Raw genomic sequence first — 19765 nt, 5'->3', positions numbered from 1 at the left:
GCCGGTGACCGCTGCTCGTCTTGAGGGGCCTGCCGCGGGGAGTCTGGCGCCGCTCCGACCAGGCGTTACCCCGACCCAGCGGCCCACATAACAGGCTCTGCACAATTGAGCGTGTAGACCTCCGTGATGCAGCACGCTCAACACCCATGACCTCAGCGAGGTCATGATGTTTTTCCGGTAAATCACTCCTGACTTCGCTGAAGCCATAGCTTGTGAGCGAATCAGGGGACGTTCGTGCTGCCGGCTGCCGCGGGCGCTTCGCGCCCTTGCCGGACAGGGCAGATGGGTGCGCGGCGTGTGCCTGGCGGAGCTCCCCATGTGCGTTCGTCGCGTCAGGTGGTTCTGGCCTTTCAGCGAGTGGGGAAATTCCGCACACGTTACGACTCCCCGCCGATGCTTTACATCTTCAACTGCGAAGAGCCACTTCACACGGCCTATCTCGCCGGAGCACCCTCTTCCTGCACGGGGCATCACACTTGAGGGTGCCCTGACAGGACAGAGCAGCAGACGTTTCCAGTCAACTGCGTGAGCGTGCGCAGATCGCTGGGAGCACCCGGCGGCGTCAGCTGCGAACCGACCGCGGGAGCCCCGCAGTGTTCCGGCCCGGAGGCGCCCCGCTTCAGTCGCGGAGCGAAACACCCGGGCGGGCGCTCGTGCTCCGGGCTGCTGCGCGAGGGTACGCCCCCATGCGAAGAGCCACAGCGCCCCGTGTGATCTATTCCACCCCGTATTTGGCCCCCGCAAGGGACGGTTTGAATTAATCGGGGCAGTGAGGATGCCAACGGGGTGCCGGGCGCACCGAGGCCAGCGACCAGCAGCCAGCAGCGCGCCCGCTACGCCTACCTGGCGTCGCGGAGCGAGACGCGGCCCCGCAGCTCCGAAACACTGTCCACGCCCGTGAGCTGCATAGTCCGCAGCGCCTCAGAGCGCATAATCTCGAACATCCGGTCGACGCCGCGCTCTCCCCCGGCCATGAGGCCGTAGAGGTACGCGCGCCCGACCATGCAGGCGTCGGCCCCGAGGCCCACGGCCGCGAGCACGTCAGCGCCCGACAGAATGCCGGTGTCTAGGAAGATCTGCGCCTGCCCGTTCACGGCGTCAGCGACCTTCGGGAGCAGCTCCAGCGGCGTTGGCGCGCGGTCGAGCTGGCGCCCACCGTGGTTCGACACCACGACCGCGTCGACGCCGAGGTCGACCACGCGCTTCGCGTCATCAACCGACTGGATCCCCTTCACGACGAGGGATCCCTCCCACTCGTCGCGCAGCCACTGCACGTCGTCGAGGCTCAGGCTCGGGTCGAACATCTGCCCGACGAGCTCGGCGACCGTGCCGTCGAACGACTTCAGGCTCGCAAACTCGATCGGTTCGGTGGTGAGAATGTTCGCCCACCAGTTCGGGTACATGGCGAAATCGATGAAGGTCTTCATGCTCAGCGACGGCGGGATCGTGAGCCCGTTGCGGGTGTCACGCAGCCGGTTGCCCGCGACGGGCGTGTCGACCGTGAGCACGAGCGTGTCGTAGCCAGCCGCGCGCACCTGCTCGATGAGCTGGCGGGTCGCGTCGCGATCCTTCCAGAGGTACAGCTGGAACCAGTTGTCGCCGCTCGGCACCGCGTCCTGCAGGTCACCGGGGGCGGTCGTGCCCATCGTCGAGAGCGTGTACGGAACGCCGGCGCGGGCAGCGGATCGCGCAACCGCGATCTCGCCCTCGTGCTGCATCATGCGGGTGAAGCCCGTCGGCGCGAGGATGAGCGGGAAGCTCGCCTCCTTGCCGAGGATCGTCGTGTTCGTCGAAACGTTTGCGACGTCGTGCAGCACGCGCGGCTCGAACTCGACGCGCGAGAACGCATCGCGCGCCCGCCAGATGCTCAGCTCGGCCTCTGCTGCCCCGTGCACGTAGTAGAACACCGACTTCGGGGTGCGCTTGCGCGCGGCCTCCGCGAGATCCTTCACCGTGAGCGCGCGCTGAAGCCTGCGCTCGACCGGATCAAACTCGGGCTTCTTAAAGCCGAGCAGCGGCGAGAAGTCGCTCCACTTCGGAATCGATCGCGAGATCTTCCGCTTGCCGAGGTCGCTGTTGGTGCTACCGGTCACTTCGTACTGCCACCCGTTCCGAGGTATGCCTGAATAATGCTGTCGTCTGCGAGGAGCTCTGCCGCGCCGCCGGAGCGCACAATCGAGCCGTTCTGCAGAATGTGACCCTCGTCTGCCGCCTGCAGCGCGCGCCGAGCGTTCTGCTCGACGAGCACGACGGTGGTGCCGCCCGCTCGGATCTCCTCGATAACTTTGAAGACCTCGTCGACGATCTTCGGCGCGAGCCCCATCGAGGGTTCGTCCATGAAGATCACGCGCGGCTCAGCGAGCATGGCGCGGCCGATCGCGAGCATCTGCTGCTCTCCGCCCGACAGCGAGCCTGCCGCGAGGTGCTTTCGCTCTCCGAGCACCGGGAACCGGTCGTAGATGCCGTCGATCGCAGCGGCAGCTGCTCCCGCGCCGCGCACGAGGCGGGCACCGAGCTGGAGGTTCTCCGCGATCGTCAGCGTGCTGAGCACCTGGCGGCCCTCGGGCACCTGCACGAGGCCGCGCCTCACGAGCTTGTGCGAGCCCGTGCGCGTAATGTCGTCGCCGTCGAACAGGATCTTGCCGCTCGCGGGCTTCACGATGCCCGCGATTGCGTTGATGATCGATGACTTGCCTGCACCGTTCGCTCCGACGAGGGTCACGAGTGCGCCCTGCTGCACCTCGAAGGAGACGCCGCGCACGGCTTCAACCTTGCCGTAGGTCACCTTGAGGTCTGTGACCTGAAGAATTGGATCGGCCATGCTTATGCCCTCCCGTCGCTCGAAGCAGGATCGGTGCCTTGCACGCCAGCCTGCTCGGCGTCGTCGTCTTGTGCGGCCCCGAGGTACGCGTCGATGACGCGCTCGTCGGCCTCGATCTCGGCCGGCGTGCCGCTCGCGAGCAGCTGCCCGAAGTTCAGCACTGCGATGTGGTCGCAGGTGCCGAGCACCATGCCGACGTTGTGTTCGATGAAGATGATCGTGAGGCCGTCGCTCGCGAGCGAGCGGATGAGCTGCGAGAGCTCCTCTGCTTCGACGTGGTTCATTCCGGCTGCTGGCTCATCGAGGATAAGCAGCGAGGGGTCGGCGGCAAGCGCACGGGCGATCTCCAGCCGGCGCTGATCGCCGTACGACAGCCCCTTCGCCTCGACGTTCGCCTTGTCGATGAGACCGACGCGGTTCAGGCAGCGAGCGGCCTGTGCGAGCGCCGCCTGCTCATCGCGGCGGGCCGACGGGAGCCAGAGCAGCCGCCGCAGGAAGGTCGGCTTCGCGACGAGGTGCGTGCCGATGAGCACGTTCTCGAGCGCGGTGAGCCTGTTGAACAGCTTCGAGTGCTGGAAGGTGCGGGTCACGCCGGCGGCCGCGATGCGGTGCACCGGGGTCTTCCCGACCTCGACGCCAAGCACGGTCGCCGAGCCGCTGGAGGGCGGAATCAGGCCGCTGATCATGTTCACCAGTGTCGTCTTGCCGGCGCCGTTCGGCCCGATAAGCCCGACGACGTCACCGCTGCGGATTGTGAGGTCGACGCCCTGCACCGCGTGCACGCCGCCGTACTCCTTCGCGAGCGCGTTGAGCTCGACAACGATCTCACCCTTCGCGGGGTGCGAGCGCATCGACACTGGCGAGGCATTGCCCTCGCCGGCGGCGAGGCCGAGCGCCGCGACATCGATCTTCTGCTTGCGTCGCGGCACCAGGCTCGCGATGCCACCGGGGAGGTAGAGGATCACGATGAGCAGCAGCAGCCCTGAAATGAACGGGCGAAGCCAGCCGGCCTCGATCCCGATCGACCGCTGGATCTCGGGGAGCAAGGTCTGGAAGCCGCTACCGAGGATCGGGCCGAAGAAGTTGGTGGAGCCGCCCACAACCGCGGTGACGAGGCCGTCGATTGCGGTCGAGAAGCTGAAGTCTGCGGGTGTGATGATGCGCATGAAGTATGCCCAGAGCACGCCGTAGAGACCAGCGATGGCACCCGCCGACACGAATGCGGTGAGACGGTGACGCCCCACGTCGATGCCGATCGACCGGGCTGCGAGTTCGTCCTCGCGGATGGCTTCGAGCGCGCGGCCGTAGCGTGAGCGCCCCTGCCGCCAGAACCAGTAGGCGACGACGACGAGCAGTACCCAGGCGATCTCGGGGCCGACGACCTTCGGCACCGAAATGCCCTGCGCGCCACCGGTCCACGACTGGTTGAGGATGAAGATGCGGATGCCCTCGGCGAAGCCGAGCGTCGCGATCGCAAGGAAGACGCCGCGCAATCGCATCGTGGGGAGTCCCAGGATGACCGCTGCAAGCGATCCGACCACCATGCCGATAACGATGGCGATGATAAGTGTTGGCACGGGGCCCCACGACGCGGGGGTGGGCGCGAGGGTCGCGGCGACAAACGCCGCGATGCCCGCGAAGCCTGCCTGGCCGAGGCTCAGCTGGCCCGCGACGAGTACCGCGTAGAACGAGTACGCGAAGATGCCGTTGAGGGCAATGAATACGAGAACGGATTCGGTAAACATGGTTTAGACCTCACGCACCTTCCGCTTGCCGAAGATGCCCTGCGGCATGAGCAGCAGAATGACAAACAGGAGCGCGAAGGCGATGAAGTCGCGCCAGCTCGAACCGATGTACTGGATCGCGAAGACCTCGGCGACGCCCAAGATAAGTCCACCGACGAGCGCGCCCGGGAGCGATCCCATGCCGCCGACGATGATCACGGCGAGGCCCTTGAGCTCGATCGCCGTTCCCATGCCGAGCTGCGCGCTGTTGACGTTGAGCGCGAAGAGCACGCCGGCGACTGCGCCGAGCGCGGAGGAGATTGCGAAGGTGGTCGCGGTGACGCGGTCGACGTTGATGCCGAGCACGCGCGCCGCCGTCGGGTTCTCTGCGACCGCGCGCATCGACCGGCCGAGCGAGGAGCGCTGCACGAGCACGTTGAGCGCGATCACGAGTCCGATACAGATGACGACGATGGCGATCTGCACGTAGGTGGCGCTCGCCCCGAAGAACTCGACCTTGCCCGCGGGCGCGGTGCCCTCGGGGAAGCGTCTCGTCTGCGGCCCGAAGAATGCTTGCAGCACGGCCACAATCATTCCAGCCATCGCGATCGACGCGATGAGCCCGGCGAAGTGCGCATCTGGCCGGTTCTTCAGCGGGCGGAAGGCCACCCGCTCAATGACCAGGCCGAGCACCGCGCCGAACAGGAACACGAGAACGAGGATCACCCAGATCGACAGCTCGAAGGCTTCGGCGAGGCCGATGCCGACGAAAGCTGACGCGGCGAACACGGCGGGGTGCGCCAGGTTCAGACGGTCAAGGATGCCAAACACCAGGGTGAATCCGATGGCGAATAGCGCGTAGATCGAGCCTATGAATAGGCCATTAAGCAGTTGCTGCATGGGTGATCCTCGTTCGGTGTGATGCGGGGTTAGCGCAGGACGGCGAACTTGCCGTCTTCGACCTGCTGCACGACTGCGGGGTGCTCAGCGTCGCGGTCCGAGTTGATGCTCACGGCACCAAGCGGGGTCGCGATGTCCTTGAGGCCAGCGAGCGACTCGCGCAGGTCACTGCGCTCAGCCGAGCAGTTGCTGCGAACAGCCGCGTCGACAAGGTAGAGAGCCGAGTACGCCTGCGCCGCGAACTGGTCAGGCTGCGAACCGAACTTCGCCTCGTAGGCCGCGAGGAACGCGGTGTTCTCGGGGTTGTCCGACGCCGAGTTCCAGGCTGCGCCCACGACGACGCCCTCGGCTGCCGCGCCAGCGTCAGCCATGAGCTTCGGGTTGTTGAAGCCGTTACCGCCGACGATCGGCTGCTCGATGCCGAGCTCGCGCGCCTGGGTGACGAGCGGGATCGCTGCCTCGATGAGCGCCGAGACGATGATCGCGTCAGGGTTCTTGTCCTTGGCCGCGGTGAGGAGGCTGCGGAAGTCAGTGTCGGACTTCGAGAAGGTGAGGGTGTCAAGCACCTCGACGTCGGTGCCCTCGAGGGTCTCGGCCATGACCTCGTAGCCGGACTCGGTGAAGGCGTCGTCGTTCGAGTACATCACGACGACCTTTTTCGCGTTGAACTTCTCGATCACTGCGTCGACGGTCTGCGGGATGACCTGTGCCTCGGTGAGCGAGTCACGGAAGACGTACTCGCCGATCGCGGTGATTCCGCTCGCGGTCGTCGAAATCCCCATGACCGGCATCTTGGCGTCGTTCGCGACGGGCATTGCGGCCTCGGCGGTCTGCGACAGGGTCGGGCCGAACACGATGCTCGTGCCGTCGGCGACGAAACTCTCCATGACGCTCATTCCCTGACGGGGCTCTGACGCGTCATCTTCGACGTTGAGTTCGTAGGTGATGCCGTCGTTTGCCTTGAGCTCCTCGAGCGCGAGCTCGAGGCCCTCCTGCTGCGACACACCGTAGCTGCCTGCGGCACCGGTGAGACTCAGGGCTGCGCCGACCTTGATGGGGCTCTCGATGACACAGCTGTCACCCGAACCGGTTCCGACGAGGCCACCGGCTTCGCCGCCACCGCCCTCACCTGTTGTGCTGCAGCCGACTAGCAGCAGGGCCGATGCTGATACAACGGCGGCGGCGCGAAGCTTCATCTTCATTGAGTTCTCCAGAGCAGTTCGGGCACGCTTAAGCGTGGGCTAAAAGAATGATTCCTATCCAGTTAACGCTGGCATACCGACCAGGAATTCTCAAAGGCGCGCCGGAGCCCGCAGTGAGATGTGCCCAAATCGCAACATATGCGGCCTGGTGGGATCCATACACTGTGCGCTAAGCGGCCTGTTTCGACGCGACTGAGTGGTGCGCTGCACCCCCGTCGCGCAACCGCGGCGGGAGCTCCCGGTCGAGCTGGAGCTCGCGGCCGGTCACGGCCCGGGCGACGTCAGAATCGCGGGTGATAAGGATAAGGGTCACGCCGGTTGCCTCTCGGACCCGGCCGCAGAGCTCCACGAACTCGTCGGCTCCGCGCCCCGCAGCCTGCCCGTCCCAGATCAACACATCGGGGTCGCCCGCAAGGGTGCGGGCGAGCGCCACGCGGTGCGCGGCTTGGGGCGAGAGATCGCACAGCCGCCGCAGCTGCCCCTCGGCTCCCAGCCCCACGAGTCGCAGCAGGGAGGCGACGCGGGCACCGACCGCGCTCGGTGTTGCCGTCGGGCGAGCCCGGCGCACGGCCCGTCGCAGCTGCGTGCGCACCGTGTGGGTCTCGACCGGAGTTCGCTCGGGGTCGTACGAGATGAGTTGGATCGCACGCCGTTCCTCAGGGGTTCGCGCGGCTGCCCGCGGCGCCTGCTGCTGACCCCCGAGCAGCAGCTCACCGCTGATACGCAGCGCGCTGCTCGGCCGCAGTCCACCCACGAGCGCACGTGCGAGCATGCTCTTACCGCTGCCCGCCGGGCCGGTGATTGCGAGCCCCTCACCTGCTGCAATGCGCAGCGTGAGCGGCCGTGCGGCCTGCTGACCGTTGGACAGCAGCACCGAGAACTCGCGCAGCTCAAGGAGTGCCCGCTCGGGCGACCGACTCGCCTGGAGCAGGGCCCGCGTCGCGGGCCTCGCGGTTCGAGTGGTACCCACGGCCGAGCCGGCTCCCAGCCGGGCAGCGTCCCACGCAGCGGCACGCAAGCCCGCGCGTGGCTGGTTGACCGCCCGCTCCGGCGTGAAGGTCTCGACGATCTGCCCGCCCTCGATCACCGAGATCTCGTCGGCGAGGCGCTGTGCGAGCACGAGGTCCCGTGTGAGCAGCAGCACGGTTGCTTGGATCGCGCGCCGCGTCCCAGAGAGCGCGGCGAGCACCTCGGCCGTGGCGGCGGCATCGAGGCCGCGGAGCGGCTCATCGAGCACAACGAGCTTCGGCTGCTGCACCGTCGTCGGTCGCGCAAGTGCGATGGCGAGCCCTACGCGCCGGAGCATCGCCGGGCTGAGCACCCTGGGGTGCTGCTCCAGCATCCTGGCATCGTTGATCCCGAGCCGGGCGAGCGCGGCAACGAGCGTGAGGTCGTCGCAAGGTTCACCGGGGAACCGCGTGCTGAGCACGCTGCGGAGCCGCTCCCCCACGGAGGCCGAGGCGAGCAGGTCAGTCTCACACGCCTCGCCAAACCAGGCAACCTGATGGGCCGCGGCCCGCTCCGGTGTGACCGCGGGCTCTCGGTCGTCGATCCTCACCACGCCAGTGCGCCGCTGCAGGTTGGGGGCGAGCGCCCCCCGCAGCACATCGCCAAGCATGCTCTTCCCGGATCCTGGCCCGCCGACGACCGCGCGCAAGCGGCCGCTGTCGACAGCGAGAGACAGGTTTCGCAGAACCGGCGCGCTCGCTCCGCCACGGGCCACCACTGTCAGCTGTTCACACGTAAACATGGGTCTCCCTGCCCGGCGCTCTTCCGCGCCGATGCTCGCAATTATTTGGCTGGACTTGCACGCCGGCCGAATTCATCTGATGATTAATCTATACGAGATGCTAGCACCCTTGTTAGGTAACCCTCAGTCACATCTGATGTGATCGTTCTGCGGGCACCACCGGCCGCACGACACACACCCAAAGGCAGCTCCCACCACCATGACTGAAACGATGGAGATCCCCCGGATCCCCCGAGGCTTTCTGCTCACCACCCTCGAGCACGACGTGAGCACCTCGACCGACTGGCACGAGCACTCCCACGAAGCCGACGAGCTGCTGTGGTCGGAGGGCGGAATCGTCACCCTCGAGGCCGGCGGCAGGGTCTGGGCTATTCCCCCAGCCCTGGGGGTGTGGATCCCTGCGCGCACCCCGCACCGGGCCGCGACCGTCGGCGCGGCGCAGGTGCGCGCAACGTACCTCACCCACGATCCGATCGCGAGCTCCGCGATGCCGGCGATCGTGACGGGCGTCGCGCTCAGCGATGCGCTTCGCGCACTCCTCCTGCACAACCACCGGGCCCAGCTCGATAGCGCCGCCCGGCTACGCCTCCAGCACGTCATTCTCGACCTGCTAGCACCGGCACCACAGACCTCCTTCGGGCTCAGCATGCCCACAAGCGGCCACCTGCGCGCGATCGCCGAAGCGGTGCTCACCCACCCGGCCGACAAGCGCACAACCGCCGACTGGGCCCAACTACATGGCATGCACCAACGCACCCTCGCCAGGCAGTTCGAGGCAGAAACGGGCATCACCTTCACCCAGTGGCGCATCCAGGCCAGACTCCAACTCGCGATCCGAGAGCTCGCAAACGGCGCGGCGGTCGTGTCCATTTCCCGGCGCCTCGGGTACCGCAACCCCTCGACGTTCATCGAGCACTTTCGCACGCTCACCGGCCAAACCCCAACGGAGTACGTCCGCGGCGATGCTGGCTCGGCCGCAGCCTAGGGCTCCCAAAACCGGCACAACTTGTCACCAAAACGGGACAGCCCATCACTACCGTTAGTTAGGTTGCCCTTACCAACATCGGATGTGACCCGCAGGTCCCCGACTCCCGCCTTCTCACCAGGAGCCCCATGTCTCTCTTCAACGCTGCCAGAACTCCCGGCAGGATCGCACTCTCCGTCGTCGCCGCAACCGCCGCGCTCGCGCTCACGGCCTGCGCCGCTCCCGCAGCGAACTCCGAGGCTCCGGGCGGCGCCCGCGTCTACGAGAACGAATTCGGCTCTGTCGAACTCCCCGAGACTGTCGAGCGCATCGTCTCGGTCGACTTCTACACCCCCGCCGCACTGCTCGACGTCGGCGTCACGCCCGTCGGAGTGGTGAACAGCTATTTCACCGACACCGAGGGCCTCGCGATCCCCCTGAGCTACAGCGAGCCCATTCGCGAGTCAGACGCGCAGTCCATCGGCGAGTACTACGAGCTCAACCTCGAGGCCATCGTGCAGGCAAAGCCCGACCTCGTCGTGGCCACCCAAGACTTCCTCCCCCTCGACGACCCAATGCGCGCCGAGATCGAGAAGATCGCCCCCATCATCACCTTCAACGCCCGCGACGGCGAGGCCTGGCGCACCCGCTCGGTCGAACTCGCAAAGATCCTCGGCAAGGAAGATCTCGTGCTGCCACTCGAAGAGAAGTACAACGATCGCCGCGACGAGATCAAGGCGAAGTACAAGGACCTCCTCGCAGACAACACCGTCACGCTGTTCGCCCCGATGGAGACCGAGTGGGGCACCTACTCCGACAAGCACTTCATGACCCCGATCCTCCGCGACCTCGGCGCGAACTTCCGCGAGCAGCAGGACGACGAGGTGAACCCCGACGGCTTCCCCGAGTGGTTCTCGTACGAGGAGCTCGGCCGGCTCGCGAACGCCGACATCGTGTTCACGCTCATGAACACCCCCGAAGAGCAGCTCGCCACCCTCGAGAAGAACACCCTCTGGAACAACCTCCCCGCAGTCAAGAACGGCATGGTCTTCGAGTACATCAACCTCGGCCCGACCGGCTCGTTCGGCTGGGCGATGCAGAACCTCGACAGCCTTGACGAGCGTCTTGGCGAGGTCCAGGCGAAGCTCGACGCGCAGTCGTGACCCAGGAACTCTTTGTCGCAGAAGTGACGCGCACCGCCCGGCTCACGCCGGGCATGGTGCGCGTCACCTTTGGCGGATCAGACCTTGCCGCGTTCACCACGACGGGCGTCGGCGACGAGTTCGTGCGAGTGCGCTTTCCCGGGGCCTCCGGCGAGCTCAGGCTCCCCACCCTCGACGAGGCTGGCGTGTGGCATGAGCCGGAAAACGACGACTCGCACATCGAGCCGTACACGATCCGCCACCACGACCGCGCCACCGGCGAGGTCACCATCGACTTCGTCGTCCACGGGCACGGCAAAGCAGGTGCGTGGGCGAGCGCCGCGACTCCAGGCGACCGCGTCGCATTCAACGCGCCGCGCGGACTCTACCAGCCACCGGTGGGCGCGCAGACGCAGCTCTTCGTGACCGACGCGACGGGCATGCCCGCGCTCGCCAGGCTCGCCGAGCAGCTCCCGGACGGCGTGCACGCGGTCGCCGCGATCGAGATCGCAGATGCCTCGCACCGGCTCGACATCGGCGGCGAGCGCATGCAGGTCGAGTGGATCGTTGGCCGCGGCAACGGCGTAGGCCCGAGCGCGATGACCGAGGCACTCAAGGCCATGCCGATTTCCGCCGAGTGCTACGTCTGGGTCGCGGGCGAGGCCGGCGCGCTGCGCGATGCCAGGCGCTACCTCAGACACGAGCGGGGCCTCACCCCGGATCGCTACGACGTCATCGGGTACTGGCGCGACCGTCAAGAGGAGTGGCTCGAACACTACGAGGCACTCGACGAGGACACGCTCACGGCGCTCGCGGCAATCTGGGAGTCGAGTGACGACCACGAAGCGAACCGCGACCGCTACGACTCGCGGCTCGCCGAGCTCGGGCTGTGAGCGACGCAACCTCAGCCAGGCCTGAGGGCCCGGCCCCATCCGCGCGTTCCGCCTCGTCCGCGAACCAGGCGCTGGGCGAAGGCCGTCAGGGCGGCAGGCGTCAGGGCTCGGGTCGTCAGGGCGGCTGGAATCAGGGTCTGAAGCGGGCGCTGTTTCTCGCAGCGGCCCTGGTCCTCCTCGCGGCGACGTTCATGCTCAGCCTCTGGGTGGGCGTGCGCGCGATCGAGCTGGAGACGCTGTGGCAGCTCCTCTGGCTGCCCGATGGCAGCGAAGAGGCGTACATCGTGACCGAGCTGCGTGCGCCGCGCGCGGTGCTCGCGCTCGTCGTGGGCGCGGCGCTCGGCGTCGCGGGAGCGCTCATTCAGGCGCTCACCCGCAACCCGCTCGCCGATACCGGCATTCTCGGCGTCGGCGCGGGCAGCAGCTTCGCGGTCGTCGTCGGGATCGCGTTCTTCGGCGTCACGAGCCTCTCGCAGTACCTGTGGCTGAGCTTCGCGGGAGCCGTCGTCGTGACCGTACTCGTCTATGCGCTCGGCTCGATCGGGTCGATCGGCGCGACCCCCGTGCGACTCACGCTCGTGGGCGTCGCGCTCGGGGCGCTGCTCGGCGGCTTCTCATCGGCGATCACGATGCTCAATCCCAACGCGTTTGACGACCTGCTGCGGTGGAGCGCAGGCTCCCTTGCGGGCCGCGGCTGGGACACGCTCGCGCAGGTGTGGATCCCGATCGCGATCGGCCTCGCCCTCGCCCTCGTCGCCGGTCGGCCGCTCAACGCGATCGCGCTCGGCGACGACGCCGCCCGTTCCCTCGGAGCCGGGGTGGTTCGCACCCGGGTGCTCGTGATCGTCGCGGTGACGCTCCTCGCGGGTGCCGCCGCGGCCGCCGCCGGCCCCATCGGATTCGTGGGCCTCATGGTGCCGCACGTGGTGCGTTGGTTCACGGGCCCCGATCAGCGCTGGATCATCCCCTTTTCCGCAGTAGGTGCCGCGCTGCTCCTCCTCGCATCTGATGTCTTAGGCCGCGTGGTGCTCGCGCCGAAAGAACTCGAGGTGGGAATCGTCACCGCCTTCGTCGGAGCGCCCGTACTCATCGCGCTCGCACGGCGCAGAAATGTGAGCGCACTGTGACCGCGCCTCGTACCGTCGACTTCGGCTACCCGACGCTCGCCACGCAGCGGCCACGCTTGTCCTGGCATGTCTCCCGGCGCGGCGTGTGCGTCGTCGCAGTGTTGCTCGGGCTCACCGTTGCCGCGATCCTCCTCTCCATTGCCACTGGCACCTACACGCTGTCGCTCCGCGAGGTCCTCGGCGGGCTGCTCGGAACCGGCGACGCGGGCACACTCCTCGTCGTGCGCGAGTGGCGGCTCCCCCGCGCACTGCTCGCCGCGCTATTCGGCGCGGCGCTCGGAATGAGCGGCGCGATCTTCCAGTCGCTCACCCGCAACCCACTCGGATCCCCCGACATCATCGGATTCGCCTCAGGCTCCTACACGGGCGCGCTCATCGTGATGCTCGTGACGGGCGTCGGCTACTTCGCGGTCGCCGCAGGCGCGCTCGGCGGCGGCATCATCACCGCGCTCATCGTGTTCGCGCTCGCCTACCGGCGCGGCGTGCAGGGGTTCCGACTCATCATCGTCGGCATCGGTGTCTCGGCGATGCTCGCCGCACTCAACACGTTCCTCATGCTGAAATCGACGGAGAGCGAGCAGCTCACCGCCGCCGTGTGGGGCTCGGGATCGCTCAACGGCCTCACCGTCGACACACTCGGGCCCGCGGTCATCGTGTTCGCGGTGCTGCTCGTGCCGACGCTGCTGCTCTCCCCCGCGCTGCGCGTGCTCGAACTCGGCGACGACGCTGCTGGCTCACTCGGATCCAGACCGAACACCGTCAGGCTCTGGGCAATCGTCACCGGCGTCGCGCTCGTCGCGCTCGTGACCGCATCAGCCGGGCCGATCGCCTTCATCGCGCTCGTCGCCCCCCAGATCGCGCGCAGACTCACCCGCTCCGCGGGCGTCGGCATCATCGCCGCGGGAGCCACCGGCGCGCTCCTGCTCGTGATCAGCGACTTCATCGGGCAGCGACTCTTCGCCCCCATGCAGCTGCCCGTCGGCATCATCACCGTTTCCGTCGGTGGGCTGTACTTCGTGTGGCTGCTCATCCGCGAAACCCGCCGCCGCTAATGACCCCAGAAGAAAGACTCCGCATGGCTGCCCAGCTCTCAACCACCCACGCCGCGCCCCGCGGGGCCACACGCTTGCACGCGGACGGTGTCACCCTCGGGTACGACGAACGGGTGATCTCCGACAAGCTCACCGTGCAGATTCCCGATGACTCGTTCACCGTCATCGTCGGGCCGAACGCGTGCGGCAAATCGACGCTGCTGCGCTCGCTCGCCCGGCTCCTGAAACCCGCCGCGGGCGCGGTCGTGCTCGACGGGAAGTCGATTCACGAGCGCAAGGCCAAGGCGTTTGCGCGTGAGGTCGGGCTGCTCCCGCAAACGTCGCTTGCGCCCGACGGTATCGTCGTCGCCGACCTCGTCTCGCGTGGCCGCTACCCTCACCAGGGCATCGTTCGGCAGTGGTCGCACGACGACGCCCGTGCCGTCGCGGAGGCGCTCGACGCGACGAACACGACGGAGCTCTCGACGAGACTCGTTGACGAGCTCTCCGGCGGGCAACGGCAACGGGTGTGGGTGGCGATGGCGCTCGCGCAGGAGACGCCGCTGATCCTCCTCGACGAGCCGACGACGTTCCTCGACATTGCCCACCAGATCGGGCTGCTCGAGCTGTTTCGCGCGCTGCACGCGAGCGGCCGCACGCTCGTCGCGGTGCTGCACGACCTCAACCATGCGGCCCGCTACGCGACGCACATCATCGCGATGAAGGACGGCCGCGTTGTCGCCGAGGGGCCGCCTGCCGAGATCATCACGCCGGAGCTTGTGCGCGAGGTCTTCGAGCTCGAGTGCGTGGTGATCGCCGACCCGGTCACGGGCAGTCCGCTGGTGGTGCCCCTCGGCACGGCGACCGACACTTCGCCGTTCCGCGCGCCGCTCCCCCGCACGCTCCCCCGCCCCGAGTAATCCTCTGCGAGTCTTATTCGGCTTTGGAAGGGGTCGGGAAGGAAAAGACGGAGCGGTGTAGATGGCCCGAGAGCAGCGGGGCTGGGTGGCGGTGCAAGGCTCGCCTGCGCGGCGCGGCTCAGGCAGCGCGCGGCTCCGGCACCGCGCGGCAGCAACCCTGGGAGGCCCAACTAGCTCAAGCGAGTACGCGGGGCAATGTTGTAAGTGTCTTCCGCATCACGATTTACGACGTCACCAAGTGCCGTGTCGATCGCCTGGAGAGTATCGCCGTCGAGGGTGATGCCCGAGGCCTTCACGGTGTCAGCGAGCTGCTCTGGACGCGACGCCCCGACAAGCGCTGCGGAGACGTTCGGGTTCTGCAGCACCCACGCAATCGCGAGCTGCGGCATCGTGATGCCTGCTTCACGCGCGACGGGCTTCAGCCGCTGCACTGCCTCGAGCAGGTCGTCGCGCATGAATGATTCGATGAAGCGCGAGCCGCTGTGCGGGTCGGTGGCGCGGGATCCCTCGGGCCTGGGCTGCCCCGGCAGGTACTTGCCGGTGAGCACGCCCTGCGCCATCGGGGACCAGACGATTTGTGAGATCCCGAGCTCTTCAGAGGCGGGCACGACCTTCTCCTCGATCACGCGCCAGAGCATCGAATACTGTGGCTGGTTCGAGATGAGCTGTACGCCGAGCTGCTGCGCGAGCGCGTGCCCCTCTCGCAGCTGCTCGGCGGTCCACTCGGAGACACCGATATACAGTGCTTTACCCTGCCGCACGATGTCGGCGAACGCCTGAAACGTCTCTTCGAGCGGGGTCTCATAGTCGAAGCGGTGCGCCTGATACAGGTCGACGTAGTCGGTTCCGAGCCTGCGGAGCGAGCCGTGGATCGACTCGAACATGTGTTTCCGGCTCAGACCCGTATCGTTCGGGGCCTTCGCGCCCACCGGGAAGTAGCACTTCGTGAAGATCTCGAGCCCCTCGCGGCGCTGCCCGGACAGAGCATTGCCGAGCACGACCTCGGCCGCCTGGTTTGCGTACGAGTCCGCGGTGTCGAACGAGGTGATGCCAGCATCAAGCGCGGCATGCACCGTCTGCACCGCGGCCTCGTCGCCCACCTGCGAGGCGTGCGTCACCCAGTTGCCGTAGGTGATTTCCGAGACCTTCAGACCACTGTTTCCGAGATAGCGATAGTTGACCATGGCCCCACGCTAACCCGGTTTTGCTCGGTGCGGGCTCTTAGTTCAAGAAGATGTCTGGGAAGAGCCGCTCGTCGGGGGTACCCGGCACCGCAGCGTAGCCCGAGAAATCGGTGACGCCCGCGGCAGAGAGCACGTCTTCGACGATGAGAGTCTGGCCGGTGTACGCGGCCGACGGCTGCGTGAGGACCGCGTAGGCTGCGTCTGCGTAGATTGCGGGCGTCCGGCTGGCAGCCATGACCTGGTCGCCGCCGAGGAGGTTCTGCACCGCGGCGGTTGCGATCGTCGTTGCGGGCCAGAGCGTGTTCGCCGCGATCCCCGCCCCCTCGAACTCAGCCGCGAGCCCGAGCGTCGCCATCGTCATGCCGTATTTCGCGAGCGTGTAGCCGGTGTGCGCGCCGAGCCACTTCGGTGTGATGTTCAGGGGCGGCGAAAGCGAGAGGATGTGCGGGTTCTCCGCATTTTTCAGTGCCGGGATCGCCGCGCGGGAAAGCATGAAGGTCCCGCGCACGTTCACGTCCTGCATGAGGTCGTACTTCTTCGGGTCGAGCGCGCTCGAGGGCGACAGGTCGATCACGCTCGCGTTGTTCACCACGATGTCGATGCCGCCAAATGCCGCGACGGTCTCTTCGACTGCACGGGCGATGTCGTCGTCGCTGCGCACGTCGCCAACGATGGCGAGCGCCTGCCCGCCAGCTGCGCGAATCTCCTCCGCAGCGGTGTGGATCGTGCCCTCAAGCTTCGGATGCGGCGTATCCGTCTTGGCGAGCATCGCGATATTGGCGCCGTCGGCTGCCGCCCGCAGCGCAATCGCGAGGCCGATGCCGCGGCTGCCGCCCGACATGAGGATCGTTTTTCCTGCGAGGTTCATCGCTACTCCTTTGTGCTGCGCTCTACCCGTTGTGGATCGTTGACCCGTTGTGGATCGTTGACGCCAAGCTAAGCAGACGGGAATGGGGAGCTGCAACGTTTTCTATTTCCTTGCACGAACTCCCCAATCCCTGCGCCATCGCAGGCTCACTCGCAGTAGCCGGTTGAAGTGCGATACTCTTCGCACGTCCGCGCGGCTCAGTTGCGATGACCGAACACGACAATCCATGTTTCGTTCAGCCCAGATTCAGCCACAGACCTCGACTGTTCCACTCCAAAAGCTCTCTGCAGGCTCTAACGGCGCTTAGTTCGGTAGCGCAAATCTACGTCTGCAATCGCGTCGCCTGCTCGAGCAGCTCAATGACATGCAGATACTCTTGGCCAGTTGCCCGTGTCATGCCGATTTCACAGGTGCGGTTGCATGATGCGTGAGCCTCAGCGCCGAGCCCACGCACTTCCTCAGCTTCGGCCGCTGTGGCGGACGCTGTGAGCTCAGGGTGGAGCATCCCACGGTCACCCGCAAAGGCGCAGCACCCCCAGGCATCAGGCACGGTGACCGTCTTCGCGACAGCTGCTCCTAGCGACTCCAAAGCCGAATTGAGGCCCATCTGCTTCGACGAGCAGGTCGGATGCAGAACGAGGCTCTCGGCAACTGGCAGGACTTCTCCAAGCCGTGGCAGAACCACCCGTTCAACGAAAGCGACCGCGTCCTCGACGTGTTGCGTAACACCCGCTGCTTCGAAAACATGCGCGAATCCTTCGGTACAGCTTGAGGCATCGCTCACTATCGTGAGCTCTCCTTCCCGTGTCTCGTGCTGTAGCAACGTGACAACCCGCTCCGCCATTACCTCATGCCCGGCGGCGAGGCCCTTCGAGCTCCACGGCGTGCCGCAGCATATCGACTCGATTCCCTCTGGAACTATGACACGCACACCGGCCCGCTCGGCGAGGCGGACGAACGCCTCGGTGACGCCCAGCCCTTCCCCTCCACCTCCAAACATCGAGTTAACGCACGCTGGGAGGTACACGGCAACGGGTTGGCCTGTGCCGCCCCCCTGCTCCCCTGCGTACCTCGCGCGACTCTTCCCGCCGCGTGGCAGGTCCGCGGAGTACTCCGGCACAGTGTCTGCGCCCAGGAGCTTGCGCCCCACACTCGTCATAGCCTTTACCGGAGCTACCGGTAGCCGGTCAGCGACCGTAAGCGCAGCTGCCCCCACACGAGTAACGGGTCCCCAGTTCTTGGCGGCGACCTTCCAACCAGTCGAAGAAACATGGTCTTGCGTTTCCATTCGCAGCCGCCGCACAAGGTCACCCGTGTTAATCAACACCGGGCAGACAGTCGCGCACATTCCGTCAACGGCACAGGTATCCACGCCGTCATATGAATAATCACGCTCTAATTCTGTGGCCAAAGCTGTGTCCCCCAGCGACTCAGCACGCGCAATTCCTCGTTTCACGACGATTCGCTGCCTGGGCGTGAGCGTGAGGTCTTTCGAGGGGCACACCGGCTCGCAGTACCCGCACTCCACGCAACGGTCAACCTCTTCTTCGACCGGCTCGGCGAGCTTAATATCACGCAGATGTATGTCTGGTTCATCGCTGATGATCACCCCAGGGTTCAGTATCCCTGCAGGATCGCACAAACGCTTGATCTCACGCATCACCTCGTAGAGCTCGTCGCCGTATTGCTGGCGTACGAAAGGAGCCATAGCGCGCCCAGTGCCATGCTCGGCTTTGAGATTACCTTCCGCGCCGAGTACTGCCGCAACCAATTCATCGGTGAATCCGGAGAGCCTCCCCAGAGCAGCTTCCCCTTCGAACCTGTCTGTGAGCATGAAGTGAATATTGCCGTCCTTCGCGTGCCCAAAGATCACGCTATCGACGTAACCAAATTGTGTGAACAGCTCCTGCAAGGTCTCACAGGTAGCTGCAAGTGACGAGACCGGGACGGCAATGTCTTCCAGGAGAGCCGTCGTTCCTTTTGGCCTCGCACCTGCAACAGTCGCATAGAGCCCTTTTCGGAGCTTCCACGCGAGCGCGCGGTCTGCAGCATTCTGCGACAACGCGGCTGGGAAGCGTAAGGGCAGCGTCTCGAGCGTGCCGGTAGCGCCAGTCACTAGCTCGTCGAGCTCGCCCTGCTGCATGGCCTGGTATTCGATAAGCAGGGCCGCCTCGTTGGAGACCTCGAACCCGCGCACTTGCGGGGGTGCGTCGGCGAGGCGTTGGCCCACTCGTATGCTCGTGGAATCCATGAGTTCAAGCGTGGCCGCGCCAGTATCCACCAGTTCGGGCAGCGCCCGCATTGCATCGTCGAGCGAAGAAAACAGTGCGAGCGTGGTCGCCGCTACGGGCTTAATAGGAACCGTTCGGTACGTGGCTTCCCCGATAAAGGCCAGCGTGCCTTCACTGCCGATAATGAGACGCTCGAGGATCTCGACCGGAGTCTCAAAATCGAGAAACGCGTTAATCCCGTAACCAATTGAGTTCTTCATCGCGAACTGCCTGCGGATAATCGCCACGGACCGCTGGTCATTTAGGACGCGACGCCGCAACCGAACGATGCCTTCGAAGAGCTCGGGTTCTGCGTCGCGCAAACGCTGGTTTGCGCCGGGATCTTTCGTGTCAATCACTGTGCCCGTCGGGAGCACGAAGACCATCGATTCGAGCGTTCGATAGGTGTTTTCGGTGATGCCACAAGCCATTCCACTGGAGTTGTTCGCAACGATTCCGCCGATGGTGCAGGCTGCTTCGCTCGCCGGGTCGGGACCGAGGCGATATCCGTGTCGAAGAAGTCGCGCGTTCACCTGCCGGAGCGTAGCCCCCGGCTGAGAGCGCACGCGCTTCCCTGAGTCAAGGACTTCAACGCGACGAAACCCTTTGCGGGTATCGACGAGTATCCCCTCGGTACTTGATTGACCAGAAAGGCTCGTCCCGCCCGAACGAAATGTAACCTGCGAACCGCTTGCGGTTGCCCCCCGCATGATGGCCGCGACCTCCTCGGTGTTTGAGGCAGTGACCACGGCCTCTGGCGTCAGGAGGTAATGCGACGCATCAGAGGCATAGGCGACGCGATCAATTGCGCGGTTTGTGTATCGGGCGGGGTCCGCCAAACCAGCTAGTATCTCGGGCACCACAGACGAGGAAATCACACTCATTCCGCAATTGTCTGACAAGTGAGCAAAATAGTCAAGTTTACATTCCGTGGCCTTCGACATAGAATTAGTGCGATAAGTTGCCTAA

At 66.0% G+C, this 19765-nt stretch carries 15 protein-coding genes; 6 read left to right on the top strand and 9 right to left on the bottom strand.

Going from position 1 to position 19765, the window contains the following annotated elements:
* Positions 1-839 precede the first annotated feature (839 nt).
* The 6 genes from ACI1US_RS06880 to ACI1US_RS06855 form a co-directional block, all read right to left on the bottom strand.
* Complete coding sequence (locus ACI1US_RS06880; protein ID WP_416549811.1) at positions 840-2093, bottom strand: alpha-hydroxy acid oxidase; 1254 nt, start codon at positions 2091-2093, stop codon at positions 840-842.
* Positions 2090-2821, bottom strand: coding sequence for an ABC transporter ATP-binding protein (locus tag ACI1US_RS06875; protein WP_461639270.1), 732 nt, complete (start codon positions 2819-2821; stop codon positions 2090-2092). Before ACI1US_RS06875 ends, ACI1US_RS06880 begins: the two co-directional genes overlap by 4 nt.
* A 2-nt stretch (positions 2822-2823) precedes the next feature.
* On the bottom strand, positions 2824-4566 hold the full coding sequence (locus ACI1US_RS06870; RefSeq protein ID WP_416549812.1) for a branched-chain amino acid ABC transporter ATP-binding protein/permease: 1743 nt from the start codon (positions 4564-4566) through the stop codon (positions 2824-2826).
* 3 nt (positions 4567-4569) lie between these two features.
* Positions 4570-5445 carry a branched-chain amino acid ABC transporter permease gene (locus tag ACI1US_RS06865; RefSeq protein ID WP_416549813.1) on the bottom strand — a complete coding sequence of 292 codons (876 nt, stop codon included), beginning with the start codon at positions 5443-5445 and terminating at the stop codon, positions 4570-4572.
* 29 nt (positions 5446-5474) lie between these two features.
* The gene (locus ACI1US_RS06860) at positions 5475-6647 is read right to left on the bottom strand and encodes an ABC transporter substrate-binding protein (protein ID WP_416549814.1); all 1173 of its coding nucleotides are present in this window, start codon (positions 6645-6647) and stop codon (positions 5475-5477) included.
* A 169-nt stretch (positions 6648-6816) separates the two neighbouring features.
* Positions 6817-8397: an ATP-binding cassette domain-containing protein gene (locus ACI1US_RS06855; protein ID WP_461639267.1), complete on the bottom strand. Its 1581-nt coding sequence runs from the start codon at positions 8395-8397 to the stop codon at positions 6817-6819.
* Between the two features lie 199 nt (positions 8398-8596).
* Here ACI1US_RS06855 and ACI1US_RS06850 point away from each other — a divergent pair, with 199 nt between their 5' ends.
* The 6 genes from ACI1US_RS06850 to ACI1US_RS06825 all read left to right on the top strand — a co-directional run bounded on the left by ACI1US_RS06850 (position 8597) and on the right by ACI1US_RS06825 (position 14474).
* On the top strand, positions 8597-9382 hold the full coding sequence (locus ACI1US_RS06850) for a helix-turn-helix transcriptional regulator (protein ID WP_461639265.1): 786 nt from the start codon (positions 8597-8599) through the stop codon (positions 9380-9382).
* Positions 9383-9510: 128 nt separating this feature from the next.
* Positions 9511-10524, top strand: a complete 1014-nt coding sequence (locus tag ACI1US_RS06845) for an ABC transporter substrate-binding protein (RefSeq protein ID WP_461639263.1) — start codon at positions 9511-9513, stop codon at positions 10522-10524.
* Positions 10521-11396, top strand: coding sequence for a siderophore-interacting protein (locus ACI1US_RS06840; RefSeq protein ID WP_461639262.1), 876 nt, complete (start codon positions 10521-10523; stop codon positions 11394-11396). Before ACI1US_RS06845 ends, ACI1US_RS06840 begins: the two co-directional genes overlap by 4 nt.
* Complete coding sequence (locus ACI1US_RS06835) at positions 11393-12523, top strand: FecCD family ABC transporter permease (RefSeq protein WP_461639260.1); 1131 nt, start codon at positions 11393-11395, stop codon at positions 12521-12523. Before ACI1US_RS06840 ends, ACI1US_RS06835 begins: the two co-directional genes overlap by 4 nt.
* Positions 12520-13575, top strand: coding sequence for a FecCD family ABC transporter permease (locus ACI1US_RS06830; RefSeq protein ID WP_461639258.1), 1056 nt, complete (start codon positions 12520-12522; stop codon positions 13573-13575). Before ACI1US_RS06835 ends, ACI1US_RS06830 begins: the two co-directional genes overlap by 4 nt.
* A 23-nt stretch (positions 13576-13598) precedes the next feature.
* Positions 13599-14474 carry an ABC transporter ATP-binding protein gene (locus tag ACI1US_RS06825; RefSeq protein WP_461639256.1) on the top strand — a complete coding sequence of 292 codons (876 nt, stop codon included), beginning with the start codon at positions 13599-13601 and terminating at the stop codon, positions 14472-14474.
* 170 nt (positions 14475-14644) lie between these two features.
* On the opposite strand, the gene ACI1US_RS06820 is transcribed toward ACI1US_RS06825, so the two are convergent.
* The 3 genes from ACI1US_RS06820 to ACI1US_RS06810 all read right to left on the bottom strand — a co-directional run bounded on the left by ACI1US_RS06820 (position 14645) and on the right by ACI1US_RS06810 (position 19680).
* Entirely contained in the window at positions 14645-15658 is a 1014-nt protein-coding gene (locus ACI1US_RS06820; protein ID WP_461639254.1) for an aldo/keto reductase family protein, read from the bottom strand.
* Between the two features lie 37 nt (positions 15659-15695).
* The gene (locus tag ACI1US_RS06815) at positions 15696-16526 is read right to left on the bottom strand and encodes an SDR family oxidoreductase (RefSeq protein WP_461639252.1); all 831 of its coding nucleotides are present in this window, start codon (positions 16524-16526) and stop codon (positions 15696-15698) included.
* Between the two features lie 322 nt (positions 16527-16848).
* Complete coding sequence (locus tag ACI1US_RS06810; RefSeq protein WP_461639293.1) at positions 16849-19680, bottom strand: FAD-binding and (Fe-S)-binding domain-containing protein; 2832 nt, start codon at positions 19678-19680, stop codon at positions 16849-16851.
* Positions 19681-19765 lie beyond the last annotated feature (85 nt).

The sequence above is a fragment of the Leucobacter sp. BZR 635 genome (assembly GCF_048061935.2).
GTDB lineage: Bacteria > Actinomycetota > Actinomycetes > Actinomycetales > Microbacteriaceae > Leucobacter.
This window is presented reverse-complemented; position numbering and strand designations above follow the sequence as displayed.

Bases quoted from the DNA above. Each gene is read 5' to 3' on its own strand.
- ACI1US_RS06875 (WP_461639270.1), bottom strand. From the start codon at position 2,821: ATGGCCGATCCAATTCTTCAGGTCACAGACCTCAAGGTGACCTACGGC.
- ACI1US_RS06870 (WP_416549812.1), bottom strand. From the start codon at position 4,566: ATGTTTACCGAATCCGTTCTCGTATTCATTGCCCTCAACGGCATCTTC.
- ACI1US_RS06865 (WP_416549813.1), bottom strand. From the start codon at position 5,445: ATGCAGCAACTGCTTAATGGCCTATTCATAGGCTCGATCTACGCGCTA.
- ACI1US_RS06860 (WP_416549814.1), bottom strand. From the start codon at position 6,647: ATGAAGATGAAGCTTCGCGCCGCCGCCGTTGTATCAGCATCGGCCCTG.
- ACI1US_RS06855 (WP_461639267.1), bottom strand. From the start codon at position 8,397: ATGTTTACGTGTGAACAGCTGACAGTGGTGGCCCGTGGCGGAGCGAGC.
- ACI1US_RS06850 (WP_461639265.1), top strand. From the start codon at position 8,597: ATGACTGAAACGATGGAGATCCCCCGGATCCCCCGAGGCTTTCTGCTC.
- ACI1US_RS06845 (WP_461639263.1), top strand. From the start codon at position 9,511: ATGTCTCTCTTCAACGCTGCCAGAACTCCCGGCAGGATCGCACTCTCC.
- ACI1US_RS06825 (WP_461639256.1), top strand. From the start codon at position 13,599: ATGGCTGCCCAGCTCTCAACCACCCACGCCGCGCCCCGCGGGGCCACA.
- ACI1US_RS06820 (WP_461639254.1), bottom strand. From the start codon at position 15,658: ATGGTCAACTATCGCTATCTCGGAAACAGTGGTCTGAAGGTCTCGGAA.
- ACI1US_RS06815 (WP_461639252.1), bottom strand. From the start codon at position 16,526: ATGAACCTCGCAGGAAAAACGATCCTCATGTCGGGCGGCAGCCGCGGC.
- ACI1US_RS06810 (WP_461639293.1), bottom strand. From the start codon at position 19,680: ATGAGTGTGATTTCCTCGTCTGTGGTGCCCGAGATACTAGCTGGTTTG.